This window comes from Glycomyces sp. TRM65418 (assembly GCF_019710475.1).
In the GTDB taxonomy this organism is placed as follows: Bacteria; Actinomycetota; Actinomycetes; order Mycobacteriales; family Micromonosporaceae; genus Glycomyces.
Map to the genome: position 1 here is coordinate 601,555 of NZ_JAJFAX010000001.1, position 14,603 is coordinate 616,157.

14 protein-coding genes and 1 pseudogene are annotated in these 14,603 nt (G+C 72.8%); 4 read left to right on the plus strand and 11 right to left on the minus strand.

Going from position 1 to position 14,603, the window contains the following annotated elements; all coding sequences use genetic code 11:
- Position 1: 1 nt before the first annotated feature.
- From K3N28_RS02755 to hisI, 10 genes are all read right to left on the minus strand, one after another.
- Positions 2-985 (minus strand): NAD-dependent epimerase/dehydratase family protein, encoded by a 984-nt coding sequence (locus tag K3N28_RS02755; protein WP_228090939.1) that lies wholly within the window; start codon positions 983-985, stop codon positions 2-4.
- Positions 986-1,023: 38 nt separating this feature from the next.
- Positions 1,024-2,001: a hypothetical protein gene (locus tag K3N28_RS02760; protein ID WP_228090940.1), complete on the minus strand. Its 978-nt coding sequence runs from the start codon at positions 1,999-2,001 to the stop codon at positions 1,024-1,026.
- A 33-nt stretch (positions 2,002-2,034) separates the two neighbouring features.
- Positions 2,035-2,652: an N-acetyltransferase family protein gene (locus K3N28_RS02765; protein ID WP_374209681.1), complete on the minus strand. Its 618-nt coding sequence runs from the start codon at positions 2,650-2,652 to the stop codon at positions 2,035-2,037.
- Positions 2,601-3,755 (minus strand): NAD(P)/FAD-dependent oxidoreductase, encoded by a 1,155-nt coding sequence (locus K3N28_RS02770; RefSeq protein WP_228090942.1) that lies wholly within the window; start codon positions 3,753-3,755, stop codon positions 2,601-2,603. Before K3N28_RS02770 ends, K3N28_RS02765 begins: the two co-directional genes overlap by 52 nt.
- 29 nt (positions 3,756-3,784) lie before the next feature.
- Positions 3,785-4,828, minus strand: a complete 1,044-nt coding sequence (gene lgt / locus K3N28_RS02775) for a prolipoprotein diacylglyceryl transferase (protein ID WP_228090943.1) — start codon at positions 4,826-4,828, stop codon at positions 3,785-3,787.
- Between the two features lie 241 nt (positions 4,829-5,069).
- Complete coding sequence (gene trpA / locus K3N28_RS02780) at positions 5,070-5,858, minus strand: tryptophan synthase subunit alpha (protein ID WP_228090944.1); 789 nt, start codon at positions 5,856-5,858, stop codon at positions 5,070-5,072.
- Complete coding sequence (gene trpB / locus K3N28_RS02785) at positions 5,859-7,070, minus strand: tryptophan synthase subunit beta (RefSeq protein WP_228090945.1); 1,212 nt, start codon at positions 7,068-7,070, stop codon at positions 5,859-5,861.
- A gap of 73 nt (positions 7,071-7,143) precedes the next feature.
- Positions 7,144-7,944, minus strand: a complete 801-nt coding sequence (gene trpC / locus K3N28_RS02790) for an indole-3-glycerol phosphate synthase TrpC (protein ID WP_374209682.1) — start codon at positions 7,942-7,944, stop codon at positions 7,144-7,146.
- Positions 7,945-7,950: 6 nt separating this feature from the next.
- Positions 7,951-8,556 carry a Trp biosynthesis-associated membrane protein gene (locus K3N28_RS02795; RefSeq protein WP_228090947.1) on the minus strand — a complete coding sequence of 202 codons (606 nt, stop codon included), beginning with the start codon at positions 8,554-8,556 and terminating at the stop codon, positions 7,951-7,953.
- Positions 8,553-8,981, minus strand: a complete 429-nt coding sequence (gene hisI / locus K3N28_RS02800) for a phosphoribosyl-AMP cyclohydrolase (protein WP_374209645.1) — start codon at positions 8,979-8,981, stop codon at positions 8,553-8,555. The genes K3N28_RS02795 and hisI overlap by 4 nt, the downstream gene beginning before the upstream one ends.
- Here hisI and K3N28_RS02805 point away from each other — a divergent pair.
- The 3 genes and pseudogenes from K3N28_RS02805 to K3N28_RS02815 all read left to right on the plus strand — a co-directional run.
- Positions 8,980-9,636: pseudogene (locus K3N28_RS02805) on the plus strand (RibD family protein); the annotation flags it as partial. The gene hisI and the pseudogene K3N28_RS02805 overlap by 2 nt on opposite strands.
- Before the next feature lie 86 nt (positions 9,637-9,722).
- Positions 9,723-11,474 carry a BCCT family transporter gene (locus tag K3N28_RS02810; RefSeq protein WP_228090950.1) on the plus strand — a complete coding sequence of 584 codons (1,752 nt, stop codon included), beginning with the start codon at positions 9,723-9,725 and terminating at the stop codon, positions 11,472-11,474.
- 122 nt (positions 11,475-11,596) lie between these two features.
- Positions 11,597-12,559: a quinone oxidoreductase gene (locus tag K3N28_RS02815; protein ID WP_228090951.1), complete on the plus strand. Its 963-nt coding sequence runs from the start codon at positions 11,597-11,599 to the stop codon at positions 12,557-12,559.
- Here the strand turns inward: K3N28_RS02815 and K3N28_RS02820 are convergent.
- On the minus strand, positions 12,549-13,529 hold the full coding sequence (locus K3N28_RS02820) for a GlxA family transcriptional regulator (RefSeq protein ID WP_228090952.1): 981 nt from the start codon (positions 13,527-13,529) through the stop codon (positions 12,549-12,551). The two genes, K3N28_RS02815 and K3N28_RS02820, sit on opposite strands and share 11 nt — an antisense overlap.
- 112 nt (positions 13,530-13,641) lie before the next feature.
- Between K3N28_RS02820 and K3N28_RS02825 the strand changes: the two genes are divergently transcribed.
- On the plus strand, positions 13,642-14,562 hold the full coding sequence (locus K3N28_RS02825; RefSeq protein WP_374209683.1) for an NADP-dependent oxidoreductase: 921 nt from the start codon (positions 13,642-13,644) through the stop codon (positions 14,560-14,562).
- The last annotated feature ends 41 nt before the right edge of the window (positions 14,563-14,603 follow it).

Below are 14,603 nucleotides of genomic sequence, written 5' to 3' on the forward strand. Positions count from 1 at the left end.
CTCAGAGGTTGTACTTGGCCTTGACCTGGTCGTAGACCCACGCGTAGGTCTTCGCCATGCCGTCGCGGAGGCTGATGGACGGCTCCCAGCCGTAGTACTTCTCGATGAGCGTGTTGTCCGAGTTGCGGCCGCGCACGCCCAGGGCGCCGTCGACGTGCTTGAGCTCGATGTCGATCCCGGCGATGTCGGCGACCAGGTAGTACAGGTTGTTGATGGTCGTCATCTCGGAGGAGCCGAGGTTGAGCGGCTCGGTGACGTCGCCGCGGGTGAGCATCTTGGTGCCGTGGACGCAGTCGTCGATGTAGGTGAAGGAGCGGGTCTGCTCGCCGTCGCCCCAGATCTCGACGGTCTTCTCGCCCTTGAGGGCGGCGAGGGCGATCTTGCGGCAGGTGGCGGCGGGGGCCTTCTCGCGGCCGCCGTCCCAGGTGCCCTCGGGGCCGTAGATGTTGTGGTAGCGGGCGACGCGGGTCTCGAGGCCGAAGTCCTCGCGGAAGTGGCGGCACATGCGCTCGGAGAAGAGCTTCTCCCAGCCGTAGCCGTCCTCGGCGTCGGCGGGGTAGGCGTCCTCTTCCTTCAGGGGCGCGATGTCGGCCTCGGTCTGCTTGTAGCCGGCGTACACGCACGCGGAGGAGGCGTAGAAGAAGCGGCCGACCTCGGCGTCCTTGGCGGCCATGAGCATGTGGGTCGAGGGGAGGACCGACAGCATGCACAGGGCCTTGTTGTTCTCGATGAAGCCCATGCCGCCCATGTTGCAGGCGAGGTTGTAGACCTCGGCGGCGCCGTCGCCGACGGCTTCGCGGCAGGCGTCCAGGTCGGCGAGGTCGCGCTGGAGGCTCTCGGTGTCCCCGTGGACCTGGTACCACTCGTGGAGGGGCTTGACGTCGACGGCGCGAACGGTCTTGCCCTCGGCGAGGAGGCTCGCCACCAGGTGCCCGCCGATGAAGCCACCGGCTCCCGCCACTACCGCGTCCACGCTTGCCGCCATCGTCACTCCTCAAGGTTTCGGATACGGGGAAAGAGCCCTCAGCCTACCCGCCGGGTCTCCGCCCCCACCAGCCGGGAAATGGGGTGTAAGTCACCCGGGGGCGCCGATTCCGGTGCGATTCGGGGCGTCGTGGAGGCGCGGCGCAGGAGCTGCGCGGGGCTGATGACGAACAGGTCCGGGTCGGCGTCGGCGCCGGCGACGATGGCCGGGTCGACGCGCGGCGCGACGCAGTAGAGGCGGGCGGGCGGGTCGCCGAGGAGCCGCTTGACGTATCGCAGGCGCTTGAGCTGGCGTTCGACCATGCGGAAGCGCCAGCGGACGGTGCCGAGGGCGATCGGTGCGCCCTGGCCGTCCCAGACGGCGAGTTCGAGGGTGCGCAGTTGCCTGAAGCGCGGGTCGGGGACGGTCATGCGGGTGGTCGCGGCGGCGGCCGGGTCGTTCAGGGCCCATTCGCGGGCGAGCCGGTTGAACTCGGGGCGGCACACGTACCGGTCGAAGCGGGCGTGGGTCATTCGCCACAGTTTGTCGGTGATGTAGCCGCGCCGCCAGCGCGGCAGGTGCTGGGCGACCATCGCGTAGTGGAAGCGCGCGAGGCGGTGCTCCATGGTCCAGAACGGGTCGTCGGGTTCCAGCGGGTTGGGGTCGGCGCGGACGAGGCCGGCCTCGGCGAGGCGCGGGAGCAGCGCGTCGAGGTCGGCTTCGCTGAGGCCGGTCACGGCGCGCAGGTCGTAGCGGGTGCGGGGCCGGGTGGTGATGTGGTCGAGCACGCGGTCGACGGCGGTGTCGGGGGCTTCGCCGAGGGCGTCGGCGACGGCGGCGGCCGCGGCCTCGAGGAACGGTCCCTCGGGCCTGAGGAAGGCGGTCTTGACCCACTCGTCCAGGGCGGGGCGGGCCGCGGGCAGGCCGCCGGCCTGCGCCAGGAGGGCGGGGTCGGAGCCGATGAGGGCGTGGATGGCGACGGCCGTCTCGGGGTCGGCGACGCCCAGGGACAGGATGGACTCGCGCAGTTCGTTCATATCGAAGGTGATGCTACACAGCCGGGTCGAGGGTCACAGTTCGCGGAACATGAGGTGCATGTCGACGAGGCCCCGCGTGGGGTGGCGGAAGCCCTTGGGGATGAGCGCGAGGGTCTCCATGCCGAGCGAGTGCCAGAGTCTGACGGCGTGGGTGTTGGTGGCGACGACGGCGTTGAACTGCATGGCGGTGAAGCCGTCGGCGGCGGCGCGGGCGAGGGCGGCCTCGCCGAGGGCGCGGCCGACGCCGCGGCGGCCGAAGGCCGGGTCGACCATGAACCCGGCGTTGGCCACGTGCGAGCCCTGGCCGGGCAGGTTCGGGTGGATCTCAACGGTCCCGGCGATGCGGCCGTCGATCTCGGCGACCAGCCGCGAGGCGGGCGCGGGCCGCTCCATCCAGTAGGCGCGGGTCCACGACTCGGTGGTGTCCGGCGGCCACGGGTAGGTCTCGCCGGCTTCGATGATCGGTCGCATGAACGCCCACATGGCGGGCCAGTCGGATTCGACGGCGTCGCGGATCTGCATGGGGCGAAATCTTAACGAGCCGACGCGTCCGTCGCCAGTGGCGGCGGGCGGCCCGCCCGGGGCCGGGGACGCCGCGTTCAGTTCGGCGGCCGCCAGTCGGCGAGGCCGGCGGCCTGGTTCTGGACCCAGGAGTCGGGGACGGCCCGCAGGAGGCTCTTGGTGACGCCGCGGCCGCCCGAGGCGATCGTGTGGACGCGCCGCGAGAGGCGGGCCACGCGCTTGATGCGGGCGAGGCGGGCCCGGTCGTAGGAGGCGAGCGCGTCCGCCACCGACCCGGCATGGTGCCGCAGCGCCCAGCCGAGGGTCACCGCGTCCTCCAGGGCGAGGCCCGCGCCCTGCGCCAGGATCGGGGCGACGCCGTGGGCGGCGTCGCCCATGAGCACCAGGCCGCCGTCGCCGACGGGCTGGTGGAGCCGCGCGGGCACGGGCCAGACGTACCGGACGGGCTGCTGGGTCAGCTCCGAGGGCCGGGTCGCGGCGATGAACTTCCCGACCGGGTCGGGCCAGTCGGCGAACCAGCGGTTGATGAGCTCGTGCTGGATCTGCGGGGACTCCGGGCGCATCCCGCCGGGCACGGTCGCCCACCAGCAGGCCCCGGCGTGCCCGAGGTCGCCGTAGCCGAAGCGGCGCCGGTCGGGCCCGTAGATCTCCACCGCGTCGGTGGTCCGCTCGGGGGCGCGGTGGGCGGGGATGATCCCGCGGAACGCCACCGCCCCGGCGTCCACGGTGGGCGAGCCGGGGGCGATGAGGGGGCGGGTCGGCGAGTCGATGCCGTCGGCGGCGACCACGAGGTCGGCGTCCCAGCGCCGCGAGGCGTCCCCGGCGGCCAGGTCGACCATGTCGATCCGGTCGACCTGCGTGGCCGGGAACACCTGGACGCTGTCGCCCAGGCGCGCCACGAGCGCCTCGTACAGCATCGCGTTGTGGACCATCACCGACGGCGTGCCGTCGTCGGCGCCGAGCATCGCCGCCGAGAACGAGCTGGACAGGCGCTCCTCGTTGCGGATCTCGAAGCGGTCCACCGGGGTCCCGGAGACGTCGAGGGTCGCGTCGATCCCGAGGGCGCGCAGCGCGCGCACGCCCGAGGCCCACAGGATCATCCCGAGGTCGTCGCCCTTGAGCCGCTCGCGCCGCTCCAGCAGCGCCACCCTCCAGCCCAGTTCGGACAGGACGATGGCGCCGGCGAGACCGGCGACGCCGGCGCCGACCACTACGGCTCTTCGGTTCTGCATCTGCACCTGCCCGGGGGAAGCGGCGGCGGTCAGCTGCCGGCGCGGGGGCGGCCGGGGTCCTCGGCGGACGGGTCGTCGGGGATCGCGTCGTCCTCGGGCCGGTCGGGCGCGGCCTCCGGCTCGGACGCCTCCTCCGCGTCGTCGTCGGCGGCGGTCCCGGTCTCGGTCTCGGCCAGTTCGACGCCCTTCGGCAGGGCGCCGTCCACGTATCCGGCGGCGTGGGCGGCCTCGGAGTCCCAGGCGACGGCGACGCGTTTGCCGTCCTCGACGACGAAGACCTGCCGCGTGCCGCGCACGATCAGGAGGTACGCCACGGCGAGGACCACGACGACGACGCTCATCCACTGGTTGAGGCGCAGTCCGGCGAAGGACTGGGCCGGGTCGATGCGCAGGCCCTCGATCCAGAACCGGCCGAGGCCGTAGAGGGCGACGTAGAGGGCGACGGCGCGTCCGGCCCCGAACTTCACCTTGCGGTCGGCGAGCCACACGGCGAGCGCGACCCCGAGGTTCCACAGGAGTTCGTACAGGAACGTCGGGTGGAAGGTCGTGAATTCGCGGTAGCCCGCGACGCGGTGGCTCTCGTCGATGGCGACGGCCCACCAGGCGTCGAGGGGCTTGCCGTACAGCTCCTGGTTGAACCAGTTGCCGAGGCGGCCGATCGCTTGGGCGACGGGGATGCCGGGGACGATCGCGTCGGCCACCATGCCGAACGGCAGCTGCAGCTGGCGGCAGCCGAGCCACACGCCGACGGCGCCGAGGACGATCGCGCCGGGGATGCCCAGGCCGCCCTCCCAGACCGCGAGGGCCTTCCACGGGTCGCCGTCCGGGCCGAAGTAGGCGTCGGGGCTGGTGAAGACGTGGTAGATGCGGGCGCCGACGATGCCGAACGGCACGGCCCACACGGCGAGGTCGAGCACCGCCCACTTGGGCGCGCCGCGGGAGCGCATGCGCGCCTCGGCGATCCAGCAGGCCGCGACGATCCCTGCGATGAGGGCGAGCGCGTAGGCGCGGATCGGGATGGGGCCGAGATGCCAGACGGACTCCGACGGGCTCGGGATGTATGCGAGGTCCACGACGCATAAACCTATCGGGTGAGCGAGCGGGGCGGGGCACGGGCCCGAGCCGGTCCCGCGGACCGCCGCGTCCGGCGGGCGCGCGGGCGCCGGCGCCGGGCGGCGGCGCGCCCCGCGAGCGATGCTCGCGGGGCACGGCGGAGGCGGGTCGACGGCGTCGCGCCGCGGTCGGCTCGGACGCCGTCGCTGCGGTGGTCCGCCGCGGCGGACCCCCTTGCCGGGGGGCCGTCGGCGGGCCGGTTCAGCGGCGGACGCCCTCGGCGAGGTCGGCCGTGAGCTCGGCGAGCCTCTGGTGGCCCGAGGGGACGTCCTCGGCGTCGAGGTAGCAGTTCACGATCGCCGAGCCGACGATGACCGCGTCGCCGTACGCGCCGATCTCGGCGGCCTGGTCGCCGCTGCGGACGCCCAGGCCCACGCCGATCGGCAGGTCCGTGTGCTTGCGGGTGCGCTCGACCAGCAGCGGCGCGGCGGCCGAGGTCGCGGAGCGGGCCCCGGTGACGCCCATGACCGACTGCGCGTACACGAAGCCGCGGCAGGCCGCGACGGTGGACGCGATCCGCTCCTCGGTGGAGGAGGGCGCGACCAGGAAGATCCGGTCGAGGTCATGGGCGTCGGCGGCGGCGATCCACTCGTCGGCCTCGTCGGGGATGAGGTCGGGCGTGATGAGCCCGGCCCCGCCCGCCGCTTGGAAGTCGCGCGCGAAGCGGTCGACGCCGTAGCGCTCCACGAGGTTCCAGTAGGTCATGACGAGGATCGGGACGCGGCCCGAGACGGCCTCGACGACGTCGAAGACCTGCCGGGTGCGGAACCCGGCGGCCAGGGCCCGGTCGGCGGCCTTCTGGATCGCGGGCCCGTCCATGACCGGGTCCGAGTACGGCAGGCCGACCTCGACGATGTCGGCCCCGTGGTCGATCATGATGTCGATCGCCTTGATGGAGTCGGCGAGGGTCGGGAACCCGGCCGGGAGGTAGCCGACGAGGGCCGCGCGGCCCTCGGCCCGGGTCTTGGCGAACGCTTCGGCCGTCCTCATCTACTGCGCTCCGTTCGGTGCGGCGGTCTCGGCGAAGCCGTAGTACTCCACGACGTTGCCCATGTCCTTGTCGCCGCGCCCGGACAGGTTCACCAGGACGCGCGCGCCCGGCTCCAGGGACTTGGCGAGGCGCAGCGCCCCGGCGAGGCCGTGCGCCGACTCGATCGCGCAGATGATGCCCTCGGTGCGCGCGAGCTTCTCCAGGGCGGCCATGGCCTCGGCGTCGTCCACGGGCTCGTACACGGCGCGGCCGGAGGCCGCGAGGTGGGCGTGCTCGGGGCCGACGCCCGGGTAGTCCAGGCCCGCCGAGATCGAGTGCGACTCGACGGTCTGGCCGTCCTCGTCCTGGAGGACGAAGGTGCGGGCGCCGTGGAGGACGCCGACCTGCCCGGCGGTGATGGTCGCGGCGTGGCGGCCGGTGCCGTACCCGTCGCCGCCGGCTTCGAACCCGTACAGCTTGACGGCCTCGTCGTCGAGGAACGCGGTGAAGATGCCCATGGCGTTCGAGCCGCCGCCGACGCACGCGGCGACGACGTCCGGGAGGGCCCCGGTGCGGTCCTGGAACTGGGCGCGGGCCTCGTCGCCGATGCCGCGGCAGTAGTCGCGCACGAGCATCGGGAACGGGTGCGGCCCGCCGACCGAGCCGATGAGGTAGTGCGTGTCGTCCACGGTGGCGACCCATTCGCGCAGGGCCTCGTTCATGGCGTCCTTGAGCGTGCGCGACCCCGTGGTCACGGGCACGACCTCGGCGCCGAGCAGGCGCATCCGGGCGACGTTGAGCGCCTGGCGGCGGGTGTCCTCCTCGCCCATGTAGACGGTGCAGTCCATGCCGAAGTAGGCCGCGGCGGTCGCGGAGGCGACGCCGTGCTGGCCCGCGCCGGTCTCGGCGATGATCCGGGACTTGCCCATGCGCTTGGTGAGCAGGGCCTGCCCGAGGACGTTGCGGATCTTGTGCGCGCCGGTGTGGTTGAGGTCCTCGCGCTTGAGCCAGACCTCGATCCCGGCCTCCTCGGAGAGCCGCTCGGCGAAGTACAGCGGCGACGGGAGGTTCCCGTACTCGCGGCCGAGCCGGTCGAGCTCGTCCCGGAAGGCCGGGTCGGCCATGGCCTCGGCGTGGGCGGTCTCGAGCTCGTCGAGGGCGGCTATGAGCGCCTCGGGGACGAACCGGCCCCCGAATTCGCCCCAGTGGCCGCTGGCATCTGGATTGGGCACGGTCTCGCTCCCCTTCTTGACTCGCTGGCCTGCGCGCGCAGGCCTCACCTGCGTGAAACTCCCCCGCCGGCGGCTAGATCGGCCGCGGCGTGGCCGGGTGGGACCCGGCGGTGACCAGTTCGGCGACGGCGTCGCGCGGGCTCTTCTGCTTGACCACGCCCTCGCCGACGAGCACGGCGTCGGCGCCGGCGCTGGCGTAGCGGATGAGGTCGCGGGTGCCCCTGACGCCCGACTCCGCGACCTTGACGACGTCGCGGGGCAGGCCGGGGGCGATGCGTTCGAACACCGAACGGTCCACTTGGAGCGTAGTCAGGTCGCGGGCGTTGACGCCAATGACTTTCGCCCCGGCCCGCAGCGCCCGGTCGGCCTCGTACTCGGTGTGCACCTCCACGAGGGCGGTCATGCCCAGGCCCTCGATGCGCTCGTGGAGCGAGACGAGGGTGTCCTGGTCGAGGGCGGCGACGATGAGGAGCACGAGGTCGGCGCCGTGGGCGCGGGCCTCCAGGACCTGGTAGGGGGAGACCACGAAGTCCTTGCGGAGGACCGGGATCTGGACCTTCGCGCGCACCGCGTCGAGGTCGTCCAGGCTGCCCTTGAAGTAGTTGGCCTCGGTGAGCACCGAGATGACGCTGGCGCCGCCCGCGGCGTACTCGGCCGCGAGCACGGCCGGGTCGGGGATGTCGGCGAGCGCGCCCTTCGACGGGGAGGCCCGCTTGACCTCGGCGATGACGCTGACGCCGCCGCCGTTGAGCGCGGCGTACCCGTCGAGGGGGGCCTTCGCGGCCTCGGCGAGTTCGCGGATCCGCTCGAGGGGGGTCTCGGTCTGGCGCCGTTCGAGATCGGCGCGGACTTCGGTGATGATCTGCTCCAGCACGTTCACCTAAGATCGTCCCTTCTCCTGCGCCGATGCCGTGATATTAGGCGACGAGGGGTCCCGGCCCGAGTCGAGGGCGTTCCACAGCGACACCGGGTCCTCTGCTATGGCGTCCGCGCCGCCGGACGCCCCGTCGCGGCGGGGCCCGGCGTCGTGCCGGGAGGCGCCGTCGTACCGGGAGGCGGCGGCGGGCCACCCGCCCGCGCGGGCGGTCGTGGCGGCCCCGGCGGCGGCCAGGACGAGCCCGGCCGCGGCGAGCGTGACCGGCCACGCGCCGGCGTCCAGGTGGAGGGCCCCGGCGAGGCCGGCCGCGAGCCCGGCCAGGGCGGCGACCACGCCGAGGACGCGGCGGGCGCGGTTCCCGGTGGCGAGCATCGCCAGGAACGCCGCGCCGCCGGCGAGCGCGCACGGCAGCGCCCAGGAGGCGAGGTCGGTGCCGGCCTGGGCGGTGGTCGCGGTGATCCCGGCGTGGCCGGTCTCGGTGGTGGAGGTCCAGTCGCGGGAGGCCGCCAGCGCGGCGAGGGCGGCCGCGCCGGCCCCCGCGAGGAGGACGCGGGTGCGCTCGGCGGCGCGGGGCTCGGCGCCCTCTCGGGGTGCTTCGGCTTCGCTCATGCGATCTCCCTTCCGGTGAAGCAGGTGCGGGTGCCGGTGTGGCAGGCGGGACCGGTCTGGTCCACCTGGAGCAGGACCGTGTCGCCGTCGCAGTCGACCGCGACGGACACGACCGCCTGGTGGTGCCCGGAGGTCTCGCCCTTGACCCAGTAGTCGGCGCGGCTGCGCGACCAGTACGTGGCCTTGCGGGTGGCGACCGTGCGCCGCAGCGCCTCGGCGTCCATCCACGCGAGCATGAGGACCTCGCCCGTGTCGTGCTGCTGCGCGATGGCGGGGACGAGCCCGTCCGCGTTGAACTTGAGTGCCGCGATCACGTCGTCGCCGCTGGTCTGTCGGGCTTCCACGTCTACCGATTGTGATCGCCTCCCTCCGGTGACCTGCACCCGGGCCCGTCGCGGTGTGCATCGTGGGATTCTCAGGGGCATGGAGCGCCCTTATGTGATCGTTTCGGCCGCGATGAGCCTCGACGGCTACCTCGACGACACCTCGTCCGAGCGGCTCGTGCTGTCGAACGCCGCGGACTTCGACCGGGTCGACGCGGTCCGCGCCGACGTCGACGCGATCGCGGTCGGGGCGGGCACGGTGCGCGCGGACGACCCGCGGCTCCAGGTCCGCTCGGAGACGCGCCGCGCCCACCGGGTCGCCGCAGGCCGGCCGGCGTCGCCGCTGCGCGTGGTCTTCTCCCCCTCGGGCGAGCTCGACCCGGGCGCGCGGCTGTTCACCGGCGGCGACCGCGTGGTCGTCTACACGAGCGAGGCCGGGATGCGGGCGTGCCCGCTCGCTCCGGAGGCCGCCGAGGTGATCGCCACGGCCGACCGCGACGTGGACCTCGAGGCGGCCCTGGCCGACCTGGCCCGGCGGGGCGTGCGGCGGCTGCTGGTGGAGGGCGGCGGCGTGGTGCACACGGCGTTCCTCTCGGCGGACCTGGTGGACGAGATGCACCTGGCGGTCGCGCCGTTCCTGCTCGGCGCGCGCGGCGGGGCCCGGTTCGTGCACCCGGCGGTGTTCCCCCAGTCCCCCGAGCGGCCCCTGGAACTGGCCGAGACCCGCGCGATCGGCGACCTCGCCCTGATGCGGTACCGCCGAGCTGGAGTTTTATCCGTATATGACCTGGCTAATCCCCTACGATGTCCGCAGCACCGACATCGTCGGAGGATGGAGCCAGGATGTCCGAGACCGAGACGACCGCGCACGGCGAGACGCCCGAAGGCCCCCCGCCACCGGCCGGGCCGACGGCGAGAGCCGACACCCTCCCGATCGACAAGGTGACCTTCGGCATCGCCGCCGCCGTCATCCTGGCCGTCATCGCCGTCGGCGCGGTCTTCCCCGACCGCTTCGAGACCGCCTCCACCGCGGCCCTGAACTGGGTGATCGACCACTTCGGATGGCTGTTCATCATCGCCGGGAACGTCTTCCTCATCCTGGCCGTGTACATCGCCGTCGGCCGCTACGGCAACATCCGGCTCGGCAACGCCGAGGAGGAACCCGAGTTCGGCACGCTCCCGTGGATCGCGATGATGTTCGCCGCGGGCATGGGCATCGGCCTCATGTTCTTCGGCGTGGCCGAACCGCTCTCGCATTACTTCACGGTCCCGCCGCCGCTGGAGCTGGAGCCGGACTCGGCGTACTTCGAGGAGGACCGGCAGCGCGGCGCGCTGATCTACAGCTACTTCCACTGGGTGCTGCACCCGTGGGCGATCTACGCCGTCGCGGGGCTCGCGCTGGCGTACTCGACGTTCCGCAAGGGACGCGGCAACAACCTCAGCGAGGCGTTCCTGCCGCTCACCGGCGGGCGCCGATGGGGCCGGAGCGCGGGCCGGGCGATCGACCTGATGGGAATCTTCGCGACGGTGTTCGGCACCGCCGCGAGCCTCGGCCTCGGGGCCCTGCAGGTGGCGGTCGGGCTCGACATCGTCGCCGGGGTGCCGGGCTCGACCCGGTTGGAGCTCATCGTGATCGGCGCGCTCACCGCGGCGTTCGTGGTCTCGGCGTTCTCGGGCGTCCACCGGGGCGTCAAATGGCTGTCCACCGTGAACGTGCTGCTGGCGGCGCTGATCATGGCGTTCGTGTTCGTCGCGGGGCCGACGCTGTTCCTGCTCGACGCCTGGCCGTCCTCGGTCGGCTCCTACCTGTCGGGCCTGGTGCGGCTGTCGAGCGTCACCGGGGCGTTCGGCGGCGAGGACTGGATGGCGGCCTGGACGATCTTCTACTGGGCGTGGTGGCTGTCGTGGGCGCCGTTCGTGGGGACGTTCATCGCCCGCATCTCGCGCGGCCGGTCGGTGCGGCAGTTCGTCGCCGGGGTGCTGCTGGTGCCCTCGACGGCCTCGACGGTGTGGTTCACCGTGATGGGCGGCACCGCGATCTGGAACCAGGCCAACACCGACGCCGACTACAGCGGGGCCGTGGCCCGGGGCGAGGAGTTCGCGATGTTCGCGCTGCTGGAGTCACTGCCGCTCTACGCGCTGATCTCGGGAATGACCATGCTGCTGGTGGCCAACTACTTCGTGACCAGCGCCGACTCGGCCTCGCTCGTGCTCGGCTCCCTGTCGAGCTCGGGTTCGCTGGTGCCGAAGAAGCCGCTGGTCGTGTTCTGGGGCATGACGATCGGCGGGGTCGCGGCGGTGCTGCTGCTCAGCGGCGGCCTGGAGGGGCTCAAGAACGCCACGATCATCGTGGCGCTGCCGTTCATGTTCGTGATGCTCCTGCTGTGCGTCTCGCTGCTGAAGGAGCTCAACTCCGACCCCGCCGCCAGCCCGCTGCGGCACCAACTGCGGCACAAGGGCTTCCGCGACGCGATCCGCAAACTCGTCGGCGACGAGGTGGAGACGCGCATCGCCGACCCGAACCACCCCGACAAGTGGACCCGCGGCAGGATGCGCTTCGGCACCGGGAGCCGCCGCTCCGGCCCGGAGGAGTGAGCGCCGGGCGAGGCCGGTTCGCGGTGAGCGCCGCGACACCCGCAGCGCACCATGAGGACCGCGGCACGGGCGCCCGCGCCGCTGCTACGTTAAGGACCGACCCTGCGGCGGAAGGACACCTCATGAAGGCGATCGTGGTCGAGCAGACCGGCGGGCCGGGCGTGATGCGGCTGCTGGAGGGCGAGGACCCCGGTCCTCGCCCGGGGCAGATCGCCGTCCGGGTCGCCGCCGCGGGCGTGAACTTCATCGACGTCTACCACCGCACCGGCCTGTACGGGCTGCCGCTGCCGTTCACGCCGGGCCTCGAAGGCGGCGGATACGTGGTCGCCGTGGGCGAAGGCGTCGCCGACGTCGCCGTCGGCGACGAAGTCGCCTGGAAGAACGTCCCCGGGTCCTATGCGGACCTCGTGGTCGGCGACGCCGACGCGTTCGTGCCCGTCCCCGAGAAGGTGGCGGTCGAGACCGCCGCCGCCGTCATGCTCCAAGGGCTCACCGCGCACTACCTGTGCAACACCGTGTACCCGGTGCGGGAGGGCGACACCGTGATCGTCCACGCCGCCGCGGGCGGCATGGGACTCCTGCTCACCCAGATGGTGAAAAGCAAGGGCGGCAAGGTCATCGGCACCGTCTCCACGGACGCGAAAGCCGAGCTGGCCCGCCAGAACGGCGCCGACCACGTGCTGCGCTACGAGGGCTTCGGCGCGAAGGCCCGCGAGCTCACCGGCGGCGAAGGGGTCGCCGCGGTCTACGACGGCGTCGGCCAGACCACCTTCGACGAGGGCCTCGGGGCGCTGCGCCGCCGCGGCGTCATGGCCCTGTTCGGCCAGGCGAGCGGCCCCGTGCCGCCCGTGGACCCGCAGGTGCTCAACCGGGGCGGCTCGCTCGTCCTCACCCGCCCGACCCTGAACGACTTCACCGCGACCCGCGAGGAGTACCTGTGGCGCGCGGCCGAGGTCTTCCAGATGATCGAGGACGACGACCTGCTCGTGCGCGTGGGCGAGACCTTCCGCCTCGAGGAGGCCCCCGAGGCGCACCAGGCCCTCGAGTCCCGCAAGACCACCGGGAAGCTCCTGCTCATCCCGTAGCGGCGGCAGCGAACCCGTTGCGGCGGAACGTCCTGCGGTAGGCCGAGGGCGAGACCCCCAGCGCCGCGCGCAGATGCTGGCGCAGGGAGACCCCGGTGCCGAGACCGGCCCGCTGCGCGATCTGGTCCACGGTCAGATCGGTGGCCTCCAGCAGGTGCCGGGCGTGCTCGACCCGCTGGCGGGTGAGCCACTGCGCGGGGCTCTGGCCCGTCTCGTCGCGGAACCGCCGCGTGAACGACCGGCGGCTCATGTTGGCCCTGCGCGCGAGCTCGTCGATGCTCAACGGGCGGTCGAGGTTCGCCAGCGCCCAGGCGCGGGCCTCAGAGGTGCTGAGATCCCGCTCGTCGGGCACGGGCCGTTCGATGAACTGCGCCTGGCCGCCTTCGCGCCAGGGCGGGACGACGCAGCGGCGGGCGACCGCGTTCGCGACCGCGCTGCCGTGGTCGAGCCGGACCAGGTGCAGGCACAGGTCCACGGCCGCACCGGCTCCGGCCGAGGTGAGGATGCGGCCCGCGTCGACGAACAGCACGTCCGGGTCCACGTTGATCTTCGGATAGCGCTCGCGCATCCGGTCGGTGAGGACCCAGTGGGTGGTCGCCGACTTCCCGTCGAGCAGGCCGAGTTCGGCGAGCACGAAGGCGGCGCTGCAGAAGGAGACGATGCGGGCGTCGGCCCGGATCGTCGCGAACGCCTCGGCGAGCTTCTGGACGTCCGGGAACGGGCCGTCGTCGTCGATGGTCGCGACGATGACCGTGTCGGCCCACGCCAGCAGTTCAGGGCCGTGGCCGGGGAGGACGGCGAAGCCGCTGGAGGTGCGGACGGGGCCGCCGTCGAGCGTGCACACCCGCACGTCGTAGAGGCGCGCCGAGTCGTCGCCGACGGCCGAGGAGAGGATCCGGTCGGGGGTGCCGAGCTCGAAGGCCATCACCCGGTCCAGGGCCAGGACCGCCACGCGGTGGGAATTCGCCATGGCCCGATTCTTGCACAACGTGGCCCTCGGGCCACTAGGCGGCGACCGCGGCGCCGCAGAGAATGGAGCGCATCAGAGTGCAAGCGCGCGAAGGGAATCCGAAATGACCACCATGCGAATCGTGATCCAGGACGAACTCGGCGGGCCCGAGGTGCTGCGGATCGGCGAGGTCGAACGTCCCGAACCCGGCCTCGGCGAGATCCTCGTGAAGGTCCACGCCGCGGGGACGAACCCGGTCGACTGGAAGACCCGGACCTTCGGCTTCGGCGGCTTCGAGCCGCCGTTCACCGTGGGCTGGGACGTCTCCGGCACCGTCGAGGCGGTCGGCGGCGGCGTGCGCCTCTACCGGCCCGGCGACGAGGTGTACGGGATGCCCCGCTTCCCGAAGCTCGCGAACGGCTACGCCGAGTACGTGGCCGCCCCGGCCCGGCACTTCGACGTCAAGCCCGCCCGGCTGAGCCACGTCGAGGCCGCCGCGCTGCCGCTGGCCGGGCTCACCGCCCACCAGGCGCTGGTGGACGTCGCCGAAGTGCGACCGGGGCAGCGGGTGCTCGTCCACGCCGCCGCGGGCGGCGTCGGGCACTTCGCGGTCCAGATCGCGAAGGCGAAGGGCGCCTATGTGATCGGCACCGCGAGCGCCGGGAAGCACGAGTTCGTGCGTGCGATCGGCGCGGACGAGGTCGTCGACTATCGCACGGTCGACTTCACCGAGGCCGTGAGCGATGTGGACGTCGTGGTGGACCCGATCGGCGAGGCATACGCGGCCCGCTCGGCGTCGGTGGTCAAGGACGGCGGCCATCTCGTGTCGGTCATGCCCGGTGAACTGAGCGAGGCCGAGCAGGCCCGGATCACAGCGGGGTACATGATGGTGGAGGCGGACTGGAGCGGGATGCGCGCACTCTCGGCGCTGGTGGAGGCGGGACGGCTCACCCCGCACGTCGCCGAGACCTACCCGCTGGAAGCGGTCGCCGAGGCCCACGAATCCCTGGCGACGGGCCGCACCACCGGCAAGATCGTCCTCACGGTCGCCTGAACGCCTTCGACCACACTGACCAGGCCATTCGCGGAACGCTC